Origin of the sequence: Mucilaginibacter daejeonensis (genome assembly GCF_020783335.1) — a bacterium.
In the GTDB taxonomy this organism is placed as follows: domain Bacteria; phylum Bacteroidota; class Bacteroidia; order Sphingobacteriales; family Sphingobacteriaceae; genus Mucilaginibacter; species Mucilaginibacter daejeonensis.
In genome coordinates this window covers 1,137,654-1,153,313 of sequence record NZ_CP086068.1, presented here as the reverse complement: position 1 = coordinate 1,153,313, position 15,660 = coordinate 1,137,654, and the positions used below count along the sequence as shown (strand labels likewise).

14 protein-coding genes are annotated in these 15,660 nt (G+C 48.8%); 8 read left to right on the top strand and 6 right to left on the bottom strand.

The window, feature by feature from the left end; genetic code table 11:
- Positions 1 to 471 (bottom strand): carboxypeptidase-like regulatory domain-containing protein, encoded by a 471-nt coding sequence (locus LLH06_RS05035; RefSeq protein WP_228172171.1) that lies wholly within the window; start codon positions 469 to 471, stop codon positions 1 to 3.
- A gap of 112 nt (positions 472 to 583) precedes the next feature.
- Between LLH06_RS05035 and LLH06_RS05030 the strand changes: the two genes are divergently transcribed.
- Positions 584 to 4,327 carry a S8 family serine peptidase gene (locus tag LLH06_RS05030; protein ID WP_228172170.1) on the top strand — a complete coding sequence of 1,248 codons (3,744 nt, stop codon included), beginning with the start codon at positions 584 to 586 and terminating at the stop codon, positions 4,325 to 4,327.
- Positions 4,328 to 4,390: 63 nt separating this feature from the next.
- Here LLH06_RS05030 and LLH06_RS05025 read toward each other — a convergent pair whose 3' ends face one another.
- Positions 4,391 to 4,888, bottom strand: a complete 498-nt coding sequence (locus LLH06_RS05025) for a hypothetical protein (protein ID WP_228172169.1) — start codon at positions 4,886 to 4,888, stop codon at positions 4,391 to 4,393.
- A gap of 170 nt (positions 4,889 to 5,058) precedes the next feature.
- Here LLH06_RS05025 and ggt point away from each other — a divergent pair, with 170 nt between their 5' ends.
- The 4 genes from ggt (at position 5,059) to LLH06_RS05005 (ending at position 8,905) form a co-directional block, all read left to right on the top strand.
- Entirely contained in the window at positions 5,059 to 6,765 is a 1,707-nt protein-coding gene (gene ggt / locus LLH06_RS05020; protein ID WP_228172168.1) for a gamma-glutamyltransferase, read from the top strand.
- A gap of 97 nt (positions 6,766 to 6,862) precedes the next feature.
- Positions 6,863 to 7,300: a MarR family winged helix-turn-helix transcriptional regulator gene (locus tag LLH06_RS05015; RefSeq protein ID WP_228172167.1), complete on the top strand. Its 438-nt coding sequence runs from the start codon at positions 6,863 to 6,865 to the stop codon at positions 7,298 to 7,300.
- 167 nt (positions 7,301 to 7,467) lie between these two features.
- Positions 7,468 to 7,953, top strand: coding sequence for an FKBP-type peptidyl-prolyl cis-trans isomerase (locus tag LLH06_RS05010; protein WP_228172166.1), 486 nt, complete (start codon positions 7,468 to 7,470; stop codon positions 7,951 to 7,953).
- A 10-nt stretch (positions 7,954 to 7,963) separates the two neighbouring features.
- Positions 7,964 to 8,905, top strand: coding sequence for an FKBP-type peptidyl-prolyl cis-trans isomerase (locus tag LLH06_RS05005; protein WP_228172165.1), 942 nt, complete (start codon positions 7,964 to 7,966; stop codon positions 8,903 to 8,905).
- A gap of 4 nt (positions 8,906 to 8,909) precedes the next feature.
- Here the strand turns inward: LLH06_RS05005 and LLH06_RS05000 are convergent, their stop codons facing one another.
- The 3 genes from LLH06_RS05000 to LLH06_RS04990 are packed head-to-tail and all read right to left on the bottom strand — an operon-like array spanning position 8,910 to position 12,045.
- Positions 8,910 to 10,217, bottom strand: a complete 1,308-nt coding sequence (locus LLH06_RS05000) for a cryptochrome/photolyase family protein (RefSeq protein ID WP_228172164.1) — start codon at positions 10,215 to 10,217, stop codon at positions 8,910 to 8,912.
- Positions 10,195 to 11,118 (bottom strand): TIGR01777 family oxidoreductase, encoded by a 924-nt coding sequence (locus LLH06_RS04995; RefSeq protein WP_228172163.1) that lies wholly within the window; start codon positions 11,116 to 11,118, stop codon positions 10,195 to 10,197. The genes LLH06_RS05000 and LLH06_RS04995 overlap by 23 nt, the downstream gene beginning before the upstream one ends.
- A 30-nt stretch (positions 11,119 to 11,148) precedes the next feature.
- Complete coding sequence (locus tag LLH06_RS04990) at positions 11,149 to 12,045, bottom strand: NAD(P)H-binding protein (RefSeq protein ID WP_228172162.1); 897 nt, start codon at positions 12,043 to 12,045, stop codon at positions 11,149 to 11,151.
- Between the two features lie 183 nt (positions 12,046 to 12,228).
- Here LLH06_RS04990 and LLH06_RS04985 point away from each other — a divergent pair, with 183 nt between their 5' ends.
- A complete protein-coding gene (locus LLH06_RS04985) occupies positions 12,229 to 13,101 on the top strand; it encodes a DUF4349 domain-containing protein (RefSeq protein WP_228172161.1) in 873 nt (290 codons plus the stop codon).
- Between the two features lie 70 nt (positions 13,102 to 13,171).
- Entirely contained in the window at positions 13,172 to 13,378 is a 207-nt protein-coding gene (locus LLH06_RS04980; RefSeq protein WP_228172160.1) for a hypothetical protein, read from the top strand.
- A gap of 80 nt (positions 13,379 to 13,458) precedes the next feature.
- Here LLH06_RS04980 and LLH06_RS04975 read toward each other — a convergent pair whose 3' ends face one another.
- The gene (locus LLH06_RS04975) at positions 13,459 to 14,748 is read right to left on the bottom strand and encodes a DASH family cryptochrome (protein ID WP_228172159.1); all 1,290 of its coding nucleotides are present in this window, start codon (positions 14,746 to 14,748) and stop codon (positions 13,459 to 13,461) included.
- Between the two features lie 177 nt (positions 14,749 to 14,925).
- On the opposite strand from LLH06_RS04975, the gene LLH06_RS04970 reads away from it, so the two are divergent.
- Positions 14,926 to 15,579: a TetR family transcriptional regulator C-terminal domain-containing protein gene (locus LLH06_RS04970; RefSeq protein ID WP_228172158.1), complete on the top strand. Its 654-nt coding sequence runs from the start codon at positions 14,926 to 14,928 to the stop codon at positions 15,577 to 15,579.
- Positions 15,580 to 15,660 lie beyond the last annotated feature (81 nt).

The following is a 15,660-nucleotide window of genomic DNA, read 5'->3' as shown; positions in this document are numbered from 1 at the left end:
TTAAAAAGCAGCGCCCAACGTTACGGTCACGTTGCGCTGGCTAACCTGACCGGCAACGACGGTCACAGGTGTCAGCATACCCGCTCCATCGGTCTCAGAGGCAAATAGTTCAGCACCCTGCTTAATAAATATAGAATAGGTGCCAGGCGCCAGGGCAACCTCATAATGGCCGGTAGCATCGCTCTTTACCTTCGCGACCATACGGGTGTTCACTTTGCTGAATACGGGTATCGTGCCTTGAGCCTGTTGTACAGTAGTTGCTTCATAAAAAAATACCTCAGCTGCTAAAGGTCTTGGTTTGGCAGCAGGTTTACCTACCATGGGCATTTGGTTGCCGGTAAGCTGAGTGATCATGCCTTCAGCACCCTGTTGAAGGCTTTTAGGCCGCTTTGCTACGCAGGCAGTGAGTGCTATTCCGGTGATGATCATAGCTAAGGATATTTGCAGAAAGGCGATGTTCTTATTCTTCATGATATGTTCATTTATACAAAAGATCCTACTCGATATACATGCTCACAAATATTGTGATTATTACTTAAATTGGTCACGTAAATGCCAAGCCGTAAGGCGGCCGTACTGCAATATGTATTCCAAGATAAACAAGATCATTTTATGCAGTTCGCTGCTTTTACTGTTGGCCGCTACCTCAATGGCTCAGCAACCGTTAGTAAGCGCTGCCAAAAAAGCGGAGCTTGACCAACTCTCAGCCGACCTTCGCACTACCTTGAACGCCAGTCAACAGCAGGCATTTGATCTGGCCCCTCGTTTTAACTGGAACGTCCGCAAAAAGCTAAAGGATGGTTCAGTTATCGCACTACAAAGACTTACACCACTGGGTTTCCCAGTATATTATCGTACTTATAACAACACCATTGCTGCGGCCACTACCCGCACCAATACCCTACAACCGGGCGGCACATCAGGGTTGAACCTATCAGGCAGCAGCGCGGTACTGGCCAACAAACTGGGCATGTGGGATGGCGGTGCCGTGTTGAGCACCCACCAGGAATTTGCCGGCAAAACAGTGACCCTGCGAAACCCAGGCATCACCGTTGACTTGCATAGTACGCACGTAGCGGGTACCATGATCGCCAAAGGGGTATATGCTCCTGCAAAGGGCATGTCGTTCAATGCAAGTACGCTGCAGGTATATGACTTTGATAGTGACCTCGCGGAGATGTCTTCGGCGGCTTCAGGACTCTTGCTATCGAACCATTCTTACGGGACCGTAGCGGGCTGGAATTACGACCAGGACGAACTCCGCTGGGAGTGGTACGGGATACCGGGCGATACTGAGGACTACAAATTTGGTTATTACGACAGCGACGCACGTGATGCGGATAGAATAACCTTTAATGCTCCTTATTACCTGCCCGTTAAATCGGCCGGCAATAACCGTACCTCGGTGGGTCCGGCGGTGGGCGGAACGTACTTTGGTTACACGAGCCGCACCGACCGCACGCTGATCTCGAAAACACGCGATGCATCTATCAGCAGCAATAACGGTTTTGATGTGATATCGACCTTTGGCAACGCCAAGAACATCCTTACCGTAGGCGCCATTAGCCAACTGCCTTATGGACCTTCATCCCGCAGCGATGTCACCATCTCTCCTTTCAGTTCACAAGGACCTACGGATGATGGCCGTATCAAACCCGACATTTGCGCCGATGGTGACCAGGTGTTATCGACCAGTAGCAGCAGCCCTACCGCATATACCACGCTTTCGGGCACCTCTATGTCGGCGCCGAACGTGACCGGTTCGCTATACCTGTTGCAGGAATACTACGCGCAAAAGAATGGTAATGCGTTCATGCGCTCAGCCACCTTAAAAGCGTTGGTATGCCACACCGCGTTCGATGCCGGTAACGTAGGTCCCGATTATACCTTTGGATGGGGTGTGCTGGATGCAGGCCGTGCCGCACAAGTGATCACCGATAAAGGCGGCAAAAGCCTGATGAATGAAAGTACGCTGGCGCAAGGGCAAACCAACACCACCACCGTGGTGGCTTCAGGCAACGGCACGCTGATCGCCACCATAGCCTGGACCGACCCCCAGGGCACAGTAAGTCCTGACGGGACACTTAACGACCGCACGCCTAAGCTGGTGAATGACCTCGACATTCGCATCAGCGATGGTACTACCACCTATCAGCCCTGGGTGTTGAGCTTTCAATCTCCTGCGGCTGCGGCTACCCGTGGCGATAACGTGCGGGATAATATTGAGCAGGTTTATATCGATAACGCTATACCCGGCCGAACGTATACCATCACCGTGAAGCACAAAGGCACGCTTACTTCTGGTCCTCAGGCTTATTCCATGATCGTTACCGGGGTGGGCGGTGCAGCGTATTGTGCGTCGGTACCAACCTCCAGCGCCGATTCACGGATCAACAACGTGACCATCTCTAACCTAAATAATACGCCGCCTGCCGGATGCACCACTTATACCGACCTGACCAACCTCACGCCGGTACAGTTGGAACAAGGCCGCACCTATCCGCTTAGCCTAACCTTAGGCACCTGCGGCGCCAACTTTAACAAACGTGCCAAGGTATTCATCGACTGGAACAACGACGGTACCTTTGACCCGGTGACCGAACTGGCCGCCACCAGTGGCGTGATCAACGCAACAGGCACTTTTACGGCCGATGTTGCTGTACCTGGTACCGTCACGCCCGGCAATTACAGCTTGATGCGGATCGTTTTGGTAGAGACCAGTGATGCAGCCGCCATACAGCCTTGCGGAACATATAACAAAGGGGAAACGCAGGACTACCGTGTACAGTTCACCCAATCATCGCGCGATGTAGGTGCTATTAGTGTTACCAATAGCTCGGCCACTGGCGGCTGCGCAGGCCCTACCCGGGTAAGTGTAAGGTTGAAGAACTTTGGCGGTACCGCTATCACCAACATACCGGTCACTGTGACCATTACGCCGGTAGGTGGTGGTGCTACCATTACGCTTAACCAAACTTACACCGGCACGCTTAATGCCAATGCCGAAGATGACCTCATACTCAACGGCACTTTCAATGCCACGGCAGGTTCCAGCTATTTACTTACTGCCGTGACCAGCTTGGCTAATGATCCGGTAAGCAGCAATAACCAAGTCAGCTCTACCATAAGCATTGCGGCTAACCCTGCGCCTACTGACCTTACGGCCAGTTACTGTAATGACACTCGACAATACTTACTGACCGCCAATGCCGACGGGCAGGTACTTTGGTATACTACACCCACTGGCGGCGACCCTGTGACGACCGGAGCCACCGCACTAACCAGGGCCACACCGATCAACAATATTTTCTACGCGGGGGTAAATGACCTGAACACCAGCGTTGGCCCGGCAACTAAAAGCGGTTTTACAGGCGCTTACGGTCAGTACGGGCAGAGTGTATACCTGACCACCAAGCTGCCGGTGATCCTGCAAAGCGCACGTTTGTATGTGGGCAATACAGGCCGCATCAATGTGATCGCCACCAATGCGGCTGGCGAAGAAGTAGGCCGTACCGCTATCGACGTTACCCAGAGCCGTAGCACGCCAGGAACCACTGACGATGCCAACGATCAGGGCCGTGTGTATGACCTTAACCTGTTGCTTCCACAAGCTGGCAGCTATCGCCTTAATGTGACCTATGCTAATGGTGCTACACTTTATCGCAGCAACAATGGCAACACGCGCTATCCTTACGGTACCGATGTATTCAATATCAGGGGCAATAACGCTACCTCATCCACCAATCCGGCTGACACGTCTTACTATCGTAACTTCTATTATTTCTTTTATGATATGAAGGTGATTGGTGGCGGATGTTCGTCTACCGCCCGTGTTCCGGTCACTGTGAGCACGATATCTATCACTCAAAATGGCGCAACGTTGGTGTCTAACTTTGCCAATAACAATCAGTGGTATCTGAATGGTGTGGCCATTAGCGGCGCAACCGCACAGACCTACACACCTGCACAAAGCGGGAACTATCAACTGCGCAATGTGCTGACCACAGGCTGTACGGCTATATCGCCTGTCTACACCTACATAAAGCCAGGTTCGGCAGAGAACGTAGCTTCAGATATTAAGCTATCAGCTTTCCCGGTACCGGCGAGTACCCAGCTTAACCTCAGCCTAGTAGCGCCGCAGGCGGGTGACCTTACTGTCTCACTCGTTAATTTAATGGGACAAACGGTATACAGCAACCGGTCAAGCATTCAGGCTGGCAACTATGTGACCAACCTGAGCGTGGCCAGCTTACCGCCTGGTACTTATGTGCTGAGGGTGATATTGGGATCAAAGGCTTACACCGCTAAGATCATCGTTGCCAAATAAAGCATATCATCTGTAGCGTATCATAAAAACGCCACATAACCGTAATGTTATGAGGCGTTTTATTTACCACTTAAAGGTATACTTTAAGCCTAAGCCGGGCGAAAGATCAAAAAAGGGACCACGGCCTAACTCAAGGCGGGGATTTAGATCGAAACTGATGGCGATCGGTGTTTCCGGGATAAGGTACTCCATGCCTACCACTCCATCAGCACCGATCAGGATGCCGGCGTCGCCATAGTCATCATCTTTAACGAACCGGCGATAATGCCCGTCTCCGATAGCTCCCAGGTGAGCACCAAAGCCATAATAGAACTTCAGCTCTGGCACATCAAAAACGGTTTGATGGATCTGGTAAAGCCCGGTGAGTACTACTCCGTGTGAGCGAATACCGAGGATACCTTCTACGGCGTTGTTCTCGTTCAAAAAGTATTTTCCCGAAACGCCATTCTCGTAACCGGTGAACTTAAGTCCGGCGGCAGCTTTGTATAACTGAGCGCTGGCTTTTTGCTGAATTACAATTACGAAAGCCGACGTTAAGAGTAGTAAAGTAAGTTTTTTCATGAGCGATGTTTTGTTATTAACGTTAATTATTTGTTTTTATGACCCGGCCAAAGACGGTCCTAAAAGCGATCAGGGTACTCTATTGGATATCAAGACATAAAATTTCCGAAATTTCGGTCAGTGTCTTTTTGTCCAGATCATTTAATTTAGTGAAACTTAAAAACCAATTCATGAAACTCACGCTCCGCGATACACTTAACTATCCCCTTATCATTCTGCTTGCCGGCAGCACGCTTACCGCACCGGCCTTTGCACAAGAAGCATCGCCTCGATACAAAAAAGGAATGGTGGTATGCGCCTATCCTGATGCCGCTCAAGCCGGACTTTCTGTACTAAAAAAAGGCGGTAACGCGGTAGATGCAGCCGTAGCGGTTCAATTCGCGCTTGCCGTGACCCTACCTCAGGCGGGTAACATTGGCGGTGGTGGTTTTATGGTATACCGGTCATCGAACGGACAAACAGCGACGCTCGATTATAGGGAAAAAGCACCTGGCAAAGCTACCACTGATATGTATCTGGATGCCAATGGCAAGGTGATACCTCAAAAAAGCCTGTACACGCATCAGGCGGCCGGCGTTCCCGGATCGGTGGATGGCATGATCGAAGCCCACAAAAAATATGGCAAATTGAAATGGGCCGACGTGGTACAACCGTCCATCGACCTTGCTGCAAAAGGCTTTAAGGTGACCGAACGCCTGGCCAATGATCTTAACCGCAACCAAGAGCAATTTACCCGCCTGAACAATGGCGGGACCAATTATTTTGCCAGGACCACTCCCTGGAAAGCTGGCGACCTGCTTGTCCTAAAAGATCTGGCCAACACATTGACGCTGATCCGCGATAAAGGCCGTGCCGGTTTTTACTCGGGCAAGGTAGCACAGCAGATCATTACAGAAATGAAACGTGGCGACGGATTGATCAGCCAGGCCGACCTTGATAACTATCATTCCGTTTGGCGCAAACCCATAACAGGCCAGTACAAACAATATAAAGTGATCACCATGCCACCGCCATCAAGCGGTGGTATAGCCTTGTTACAGCTTTTGCATAGCGTTGAGCCTTACCCACTAAGCCGCTGGGGCCACAATCAGGATTCGACGGTGCAGCTGATCGTGGAGGCCGAGCGACGCGTATACGCGGATCGTTCTAAATACTTAGGCGACCCCGACTTTTTCAAGGTACCGACCGATAGCTTGTTGCGCCCCGCCTACATTGAAAGCCGCATGAAGAACTTTACCTGGGCAGCGGCCACGCCGAGCAGCACTATCCAGCCGGGCAGCTTTGCCGGTTACGAAAGCGACCAGACCACCCATTTCTCGATCGTTGATGCGCAGGGTAACGCGGTATCGATCACGACCACACTGAATGGCTCATTTGGCAATAAGATATTCGTGAGCGGTGCAGGCTTCTTGCTGAACAACGAGATGGACGACTTCAGCTCAAAACCGGGCGTACCTAACATGTATGGCTTGGTGGGTGGCAAAGCGAACAGCATTCAGCCGGGTAAACGCATGTTATCGAGCATGACGCCTACTATCCTTGAAAAAGATGGAAAGCTGTTTATGGTGGTCGGTACGCCGGGCGGCTCAACGATCATCACATCGGTTTTCCAGACCATATTGAACGTATTGGAGTTCGGTCAGGACGCGCAGCAAGCGGTGACCAGCAAACGTTTCCACCATCAATGGCTACCCGATGAAGTGGCTCCCGAGATCAACGCTTTCACCAATGATGTGACCACCAAATTACAACAAAAGGGATATAAGATCGTTCCGCGTGGCAGCATCGGCCGTGTGGATGCCATCGTAGTGACGCCACAAGGTTACCTGATGGGTGGGGCCGATCCAAGAGGAGATGATACCAAATCGGGATGGTAATGCAATACTGAAAGTCAGCTATCAGCGTTAAAGCTACCGTAACGTTTGCCTCACATGCATTTTTAATTACTTTTGGAGGCACGTATATGCACTTGCTGTGAAACACAACCACGAGACCATCGACTATTTGCTCAAGATCGTTTGGCAAAATATGGCCAACCGCTACAACCAATTAGTGGCCAGTTTTGACATCACACAATCTATCGGTTATGTGCTCATCAATATAGATGAGAAAGAAGGTACGACGGTATCGCAAATGGCATCACTATTGGGTTTGCGGTCCACCAGTTTATCGCGCATGTTGAGCCAGCTCGAAAAGATGGACCTGATATACCGGCAAAGTAACGCGGGCGATAAGCGTTCGGTCAAGATCTATTTGACCGACCTGGGTAAAGAAAAACGCCAGATGGCCCGTACGATCGTCAAGCAGTTCAATGCATACCTTAATGAACATTTGACCGATAAGGAGAAGACGCAACTTACCAACACACTCAAAAAAATAAATCAGCTCACCTTAGAATATGACCCGCAATAATGCGTTGCTAATAAATAGCGCAATTTATTGACCCACACCTTCGCGCGAACGCGACACAAATGTTAAAAATTGTTAACCCTGCTATTTTACACTTTAAAACGGTAAATTTGCCGTTCGGTAATAAAGTGATGAACAGGTTATTGCTTTTATGCGGTTGCTTATTTTTTTTGTTCACAGCTTGCAAAAAAGCGGACGATCCTGCTGTATTTAACAAGGACCAATCCGCTATAGATGATAAGCTGATCAGCGATTACATAGCTGCTAACGGATTGACCGGAAAAGCGGTGAAGGTTCAATTGGGCAATAAGGATACTACCGGCATATGGTATGTGATCGAGAAACAAGGCCCTACAGTGGCGCAGTACAGTCTATCAAGCTATATAACCGTAAGTTATGTGGCTAAAGCGTTGACCACCGGCGAGGTGATAGCAATAACAGATAATTTTCAACCGGCCTATCGCCTTGGCGAGACCATTAGAGGATGGCAATTGGCCATACCCAATGCGCGGCCAAATAAAGGAAGTACCATACGGTTGTTAATCGCATCGCGGTATGCTTATGGTCCTTATGCACAACCTAACCTGGGCACTAAAGGGTTACCGGCAAATTCGGTGCTCGATTTTACGATAAACATCTTTGATGTAACGAACTGACAATTTATAAATGAAACAGCTATATCTTTCTCTTTTCTTATTGATCACCCTGGCGTTCTGCTCTTGTCGCAAAGATGGTGTGGACATCGATATCAAGACCTACGATCAACAACAGATCGAAGCGTACATCAAGGCTAATGGCCTTAACAACATGAAACGCGATGTAAGCAGTGGTGACACCACCGGCATCTACTATGAGATACTTTCAAAAGGCACCAGCACCAAGCAGCTTGATTATTCAGACAAAGTATTGTGGTTGTCGTCATTCAAGTCGTTCGATGGATTGTACAACGTGACCGATACTTTAGCGAGTGCCACTACTGACCAGTTATACCAGATCCGCAACTATAGCTATGTGGGCAATCTTGCTCCTAACGGTTTGATGCTGGCTGTATTGAACATCGTGAAAACCAAAGGTACCCGAGTACACTTGCTGATCCCATCACGTTTAGCTTACGGCCGCAATGGCCTGGGTACCGGTAGTTCACGTTTGCGTGGCAACCAATGCCTTGATATGTATGTGAACGTACTTGATGATCGCGCGATCATGGCTTATGACGAGTTCAGCATTCGTAAGTATGCGCAATCGAAAGGTATCGATATCAGTACCTATTCTCGTACCCCTTCGGGCGCGTTCTACAAGATCACTAAGGCTGGCACAGGTACGGTATACCCCAGCCCTAACGCCACCATAACTTTACAGAATACCGGAACACTTTTGAATGATACTCAGTTCGATATTTCGGGCAATGAAAGCACTACAGGTTTTGAAGCGAACGTATCTAATTTGATCAAAGGCTACAGTGAGGCGATCCAAAAAGGAACAGCTAATTCACAGCTGTCTGTGTTCATTCCATCCACTTTGGGTTATGGCCTTCCGCAGTCCCGTAATGGTCTACCGGCATTCAGCACATTACGTTTCGAGATCAATCTATTGACCGTAACTAACTAATATATTACTTGGCAACGGCGTCCTTGTAAACCTTCAGGGCGCGTTCCTTACCTTCTTTATTACCTATAATGGGTTCCGGATATTGGTCAGTACCATACTCCGGGACCCATTTTTTTACGTACTCCAGCTTGGGGTCAAATTTTTGAAGCTGCGCCTCGGGGTTGAATATCCTGAAATAAGGCATTACATCCGTTCCCGAACCAGCAACCCACTGCCAGCTCCCTACATTGGTCGACGCTTCATAATCCAGCAATTTGCGGGCAAAGTAATGCTCCCCCCAGCGCCAGTCGATCAGCAGGTGTTTCACCAAAAAGCAGCCTGTCACCATACGTACACGGTTATGCATATACCCGGTAGCGTTCATTTCGCGCATACCGGCGTCCACAAGCGGGTAACCCGTACGGCCTTCACACCAGGCCTTGAAATCTTTTTCACTGTGTCGCCACTTGATCCTGTCGTACGCCGGGCGGTAGGCTTTATTCTGCGTATCGGGGAAAAAGTCGAAGTTCATCATATAGAACTCGCGCCAGATCAGTTCACTTAACCAGGTATGTTCATGTTTGATGGCCTCACGCGCGAGATCACGTATGCTCACCGTACCAAAACGCAGGTGTAGCCCTATATGTGAGGTACCCTTGCGAGCGGGGAAGTCACGATCTTTAGCATAGTGGTCGATCACGCTCTTGTACTCCTGATCCGGGAATTTGGCTGAGCTTTCCTCAAATCCCATTTCCTTCAGGGTGCCCTTCTTTAGTTTATCGATATGGTAGAGGTTCTCCAGATACTTTTCGGTAGGATATGAACGCAGATAAAAGTCGTTCACTGTGTTCATCCATCGCTTTTTGTATGGTGTATAAACGGTATAAGGCGTCTTGTCATCTTTTACCACCTCCTGCCGCTCGAAGATGACCTGGTCTTTGTATCCTTTGAAAGGAATGTCTTTTTCGTTCAACAGATCATAAACAGCGTGGTCGCGCTCTTTGGCATAGGGCTCGTAGTCGCGATTGGTAAAAGCAGCTTTGACATCGTATTCTTTCAATATCTCTTCCCAAACCTCTAAAGGCTTTCCGTACTTCACCAGCAAGCTGCTTTTGTGCTTTTGCAACTCGCGGTCAACATCGGTAACGGCATTGTAGATGAAGGTCACCCGGGCGTCGTCCTTGTCCTCCAATTTATCCAGGATATCACTATCAAAAATAAATAGACACAGTACGGGGTCAGGTCCTTTAAGTGCGCGGTACAGACCGGCGTTATCATGCAAGCGCAGATCACGCCTTAACCAAAATATACTAACTGGATCTTTTTTGCTCATAAATATCCTTTAACGCATCAGCAATAACATTATACTTGAATCGGTAACCCACATCGGTAAGTTTTTGGGCAGACGCCCTCACGCTGCTCAAAACCACCTTACTCATTTCGCCCATTACCAGCCTGATCATAAAAGCAGGGACCTTAGGCAACCATAACGGCCGCTTAAGTTGCCTGGCGATCGCTTTGGTCAACTGCTCATTAGTGACCGGTTCGGGTGACAGCATATTATACACGCCCTCGGGTATCGAGCCGTCAATGGATCTTAAATAAATATCAACAGCATCATCCATATGCAGCCACGGCACATACTGACGTCCGTTGCCTAATGGTGCACCAAATCCAAATTTTACCGGTAACGATAATGGCTTGAGCGCACCTCCTTTAGTGGTTAGCACCACACCGGTACGCAACTTGGTTACGGACAACCCCATGGCTGCGCCCTGATCCACCGCAGCTTCCCACTGGACGCAGCAGTCGCCCAAAAAATCATGCTCAGGTGGATGTTGCTCAGTAAGCCACTGGTCACCATGGCTACCGTATATATTTATACCCGAGGCTGACACCACTCTTTTGATCTGATGGTCGGGTGTTCTTTGGATCAGTTCATACAGTAAACCGATAGAACGTGTTCGGCTGTCGATCAGTTCTTTTCTACGTTTTTTGGTCCAGCGCTTTTCGGCTATGCCGGCACCGGCCAGGTGCACGATGGTATCCACACCGATGATACATGCCGGGTCGATCTCGCCTTTCTTGACGTCCCATAAAAATGTCCTTACGCGGGGATCCTTACCGGAGCTACGGCTTAAATGCGCAACCTGGTGGCCTTGTGATAATAAAGCATTGGTAAGCGGCTTACCAATGAGCCCGGTGCCGCCTGTTATTAGTACGTATCTTGACATGATCGATGAGTGCTTGAATGAATGGTGAGCTTAACAACCGTTGACCGGAACGATGTCGAGCAGGGTCTCCTTGAGGTTGAGTAATTTGAGCGGTATCAAATGCTCGATGGCATTATCGCGCGATACGACATCATATTTCAGGTTCTCCACCAGCGTTTTAGCATGGGAGAAACTGATCGGGGTCAAATAGTTGAGCCAGTATGATGAAAGTGCTGCCGATACTTCAGGCAACGTCATGATCTTGACCTTACGCTGGCGGCAGATGTCGCCATAGGTCATCAGCATTTCCCTAAAGGTCAAAACCTCAGGACCGCTGATGTGGAACTCGCTATTAAAAGTATCTTCATTGAGCAGGCACCCTACCAAGTATTCGATCACGTTACCGGTAGCTATCGGCTCTTCCTGAGCTTTTGCCCACTTGCTGGCGATCATGATCGGCGATTTGCGGGTCAAGCCTTCCATCAGCTCCAGTGCTATACTGCCCGGACCAATGATCATGGTCGATTTGAGGATGGTGATGGCCGCATTAGCCGTGCGCAAAACCTCTTCTACGTGCTGACGAGACAGACCGCTTTCACTCAAATGGTCATCTATCTCACTCAGCGAGATGATCTGTTTACAACGGGTTTTATTGATGGCGGATACAAAGTTATCTGCTGATAGTGCCTCCAAGCCGGCAAAACCCGAGGTTTGAGGCAGGGCGTTCACCAAATAGTAAGCGGCATCGATATCTTGCGGAAGTTCGTCGATACTATGACCGCGTAATAGGTCGCCTTTGATCACGGTCACCTGATCAACGTACTGGCTTTGTTTTGCAAAAAGTTTGGGATCCCGTACCAAACATATGACCTGATGGCCTTTTTCGAGCAGTGCCGGGATGAGCCTTGCCCCTATGTAGCCATTAGCGCCTGTGAGTAATACGTTCATACAATTTACACCAACAACGGAACAGGCCGGTAGTTTTAAATTATAATTTATACGATGCCCGTTAATAGCGGTACAAAGAGAGGGCACAGCCATAAAGTGTAACAAGTTCGTCACACACCGTTAGCAACGGTTACCTTGAGGCTTCCGAGCGTATCAATAATAAATTCCAAAACACTTATTATCATGAAAATTAGAGTCTTAAAAGTACTCCTGGCCGCGCTTTGCCTTTTCTCGGCCTGTAAAGGTCCTAACACTTTCAAGGAACAGGATCAGGATGTGGCCGCCGCTATAGACAGTATAGCCAACGACCCTAAAGCGCAAAAATTGATCATCACAGCCGAGATGAGCATGAAGGTGAAGAACGCTTCGAAAGTGGCTGAAAAAATAGCTGATCTGACCACAGCCTACCATGGCAAAGTGACCAATCACTACTTGCGATCAGAGGAAGTGGGCTCAAAAGAGATGGCCTTTAGCAGCGATTCGTTGCAACGCGTTACTATATTTCACACTACAGCCGACATGACCTTGCAAGTACCTTCAGACAGCCTCGACCGCTTGATGACCAACATCAGTAAGATGGGCATTTATGTCAGCTCGCGCCGTATGGACATCGAGAACCGAACGCTTGACCTGTTAGCATCTGAACTTAAATTGAATAACCGTATCGAGATCGCCGACCAGCAACGTTCATACAGACCAAAGAACCAAGCATCTGTAGAGGCAGATAAGGCATTAGCGTTGAGGGACAAGATCGTGGATGATCATATCAATAACCAACGCATAGAAATGGCCGCCCGAATGAGCACATTGAAGTTGAGCCTTGATCAAAGCCAGAGTGTGATCGTCGAGCGTATCGCCAATGGTGATCCGGGTGCTTACGAGTTAACTCTTTTTAAGCGTTTGGCTTTCGCCCTCACCAATGGCTGGAGTATATTCATGAGCTTCATGATAGGCTTGGCCAATCTTTGGGTATTCATTGTGATAGGCGCCGCGCTTTGGTGGGCGGTACATAAACACTACCGTCGCAAGCCAGCGGTGCCTGCAGCTAATATTTAAAAATGTGCGGTCAAATGGTGTATATTAACCGAACATTATTATTTTTGCCTCCATTAAATAAAAGATCACCATGGATTCGATGCAAAAAGCTAACGCTACCAATCTTTATGTTATACTGACCGTTGCTACCATAGTAGGTACAGTGGGTGTGTTCTTCCGTTTCCTTGATGAGGTGTTCGGTCATGGTTTTATTTTCACCAGCGTTTCGAACATCATTTTAGTGATCGGTATCCTGATCGCTTTAAAAGGCGTATTCGCTATACTTGCTGCCAAATAACATTCAGATAAAAGCATATAAAAAAAGAGCTTATCAATATGATAAGCTCTTTTTTTATATGCTGAATTTTAAACTTGCTCTTAAGCCGATATCCTCTCTGCATCCGGAAGCCAGGTCTTCACGTACTCTCCTTTAGGATCAAGTTCGGCCGCCGACCGGGGGTTGAAATAACGGTTCTCGCGTGGGTCGTTGCCCACACCGGCTATGTAGGCCCAATTACCCCAGTTGCTTGCTGGCGAGTAATCGATCAGTTTCTCTTCGAACCACTGTGCACCACGCGTCCAGTCAACCTTCATTTCCTTCACCAGATAGGCGGCTACGGTTTGCCGGCTGGCGTTACTGATAAAACCGGTAGCGCATAACTCATGCATAGTGGCATCAACAAAAGGAACGCCTGTATGGCCCGAACGCCACTGATCGAACAGTTCGTCCTGGTCGGCAGCCATTTCAGGTGCATCGGCTCTAAAACCATTGGGATCAAAAAATTTGTGACTATACTTTTTGAACATGAACCTAAAATAGTCGCGCCATAAAAGCTCCAGCATCAAAGGATGCTCTTTAGTGGCTTGCTCATGTTTCACTACCTCCCAATACACCTGGCGTGGCGATATACAACCCAGTGCCAGCCATGGCGATATCCTGGCTCCGGCCGCGTTACGATCGGCTTTTCCCCCAGCGCTTGCCTTTTTGGCCGCAAAGAATGTGTCTAATTGCTGCAAAGCGGTGGTCTCGCCGCCTTTAAAGCTGTATGTGGCACGCACATCGCTAACAGGCTCGGTAAGCCCCAGTTGTTCCAATGTAGGTAGTTCGCCTGCGTCAGTGATTTCGGGCGTATTAAAGTGCTCAGGTAGAGGCAGGCTTGGGCGCACATCGCTGTCACGTTCAACCTTCTTTTTAAACGCATTAAAGCTGTCAGGAATATCTTTGATAGGGAATGGCAGATCCTCTTTATGGTAAAGCGTATGGCCAATAAAGTGCTTCAAGTTAAGCTTGATCTTCCACAAAGCGGCCTCCACCTGTTCAGATATGTTGGTCTCCTCCAAGGCCACCTCGCGGTGATGGTATACCTCGTTAACGTGATACTGCTCGGCCAGCTTGGGTAAAATGACCGCTGGATCGCCATGCGCGATCAGCAATTCAGAGCCTACGGCACGCAGGTTGTTGCGAAGATCGGCCACACTCTCGATCAGGAACTTGGCCCTGATGTTGCCAGTCTTATGTCCTCCGTTGGGCGTAGCGGTAAAGTAATGTGGGTCGAACACGTATACCGGCAGGATGCGGTCGGCTTTACGGGTAGCTTCGAGCAATATCTCGTTATCATGCAACCGTAAGTCATTCCTGAACCAGACCAGTATCGTTCTATCACTCATTGTTTATACTCGTTCCAAATTGGTAAACAAAAATGGCAATAATTTGCTATAAATACGCACGTCGGCATTTTATTTGACATGGGTACAACATACCTAACGGGGCGGCCTTTTTTGATCGGCCATGACACTATCTCGTTAAATATAGCGTACTTTTATATATAACCATAAAGCAACAACATGGCAACCACCGAGAGCATACAAAAGGCCTATATAGACCATGTACTTACCGAGGGAAGTGAACCACGGTCAGTATACGTATTTGCCAAGAACAATGATATGAGCGAAGAAGAGTTCTATCGCTTTTTTGGCTCGTTTGAGGCCGTAGAACAGAATATATGGGCGGAGTTGGCCCGTACCACCATCACGCAGATCAAAACGCAGGAGGTATGGCCGCAATACACTGCTCGCGAAAAGGCCTTATCATTCTTTTACAGTTTTTTTGAATTATTGAAAGGTAGCCGCAGCTTTGCGGTATACAGCCTGAAGAAACATGACCGCGTACTTGCCTCACCACGCGTGCTGGATACGCTTAAAGTAGTGTTCGAGGGTTTTGCCGAAGAGATATTGAACGAGGGTTTGGATAGTGGCGAACTGACCGACCGTAAGTTTTTCTCTAAACGCTACAAGGACGGCCTTTGGATGCAGTTCGGTTTTGTGCTGAGGTTCTGGATAACCGATAACTCGGCCGGTTTTGAAAAGACCGACGAGGCGATCGAGAAAGGCGTTAATGTGACGTTCGACCTGTTCCAGCGTTCGCCGATCGATAACCTGCTTGATTATGGTAAGTTTCTGGCCAAGAACGGCAACCTCAAAGAGAAACTGGGATTTTAAATGTGAATGCAGCGGCTATGACGTCGCTGCATTCATTTCACATAATATTTTAATATCAGCAGACGGCGATCGCCTGCCTAT

Excerpts from the sequence above, each read along its gene's own strand:
- LLH06_RS05035 (WP_228172171.1), bottom strand. The coding sequence starts at position 471 with ATGAAGAATAAGAACATCGCCTTTCTGCAAATATCCTTAGCTATGATC.
- LLH06_RS05030 (WP_228172170.1), top strand. The coding sequence starts at position 584 with ATGTATTCCAAGATAAACAAGATCATTTTATGCAGTTCGCTGCTTTTA.
- LLH06_RS05025 (WP_228172169.1), bottom strand. The coding sequence starts at position 4,888 with ATGAAAAAACTTACTTTACTACTCTTAACGTCGGCTTTCGTAATTGTA.
- ggt (WP_228172168.1), top strand. The coding sequence starts at position 5,059 with ATGAAACTCACGCTCCGCGATACACTTAACTATCCCCTTATCATTCTG.
- LLH06_RS05005 (WP_228172165.1), top strand. The coding sequence starts at position 7,964 with ATGAAACAGCTATATCTTTCTCTTTTCTTATTGATCACCCTGGCGTTC.
- LLH06_RS05000 (WP_228172164.1), bottom strand. The coding sequence starts at position 10,217 with ATGAGCAAAAAAGATCCAGTTAGTATATTTTGGTTAAGGCGTGATCTG.
- LLH06_RS04995 (WP_228172163.1), bottom strand. The coding sequence starts at position 11,118 with ATGTCAAGATACGTACTAATAACAGGCGGCACCGGGCTCATTGGTAAG.
- LLH06_RS04990 (WP_228172162.1), bottom strand. The coding sequence starts at position 12,045 with ATGAACGTATTACTCACAGGCGCTAATGGCTACATAGGGGCAAGGCTC.
- LLH06_RS04985 (WP_228172161.1), top strand. The coding sequence starts at position 12,229 with ATGAAAATTAGAGTCTTAAAAGTACTCCTGGCCGCGCTTTGCCTTTTC.
- LLH06_RS04980 (WP_228172160.1), top strand. The coding sequence starts at position 13,172 with ATGGATTCGATGCAAAAAGCTAACGCTACCAATCTTTATGTTATACTG.
- LLH06_RS04975 (WP_228172159.1), bottom strand. The coding sequence starts at position 14,748 with ATGAGTGATAGAACGATACTGGTCTGGTTCAGGAATGACTTACGGTTG.
- LLH06_RS04970 (WP_228172158.1), top strand. The coding sequence starts at position 14,926 with ATGGCAACCACCGAGAGCATACAAAAGGCCTATATAGACCATGTACTT.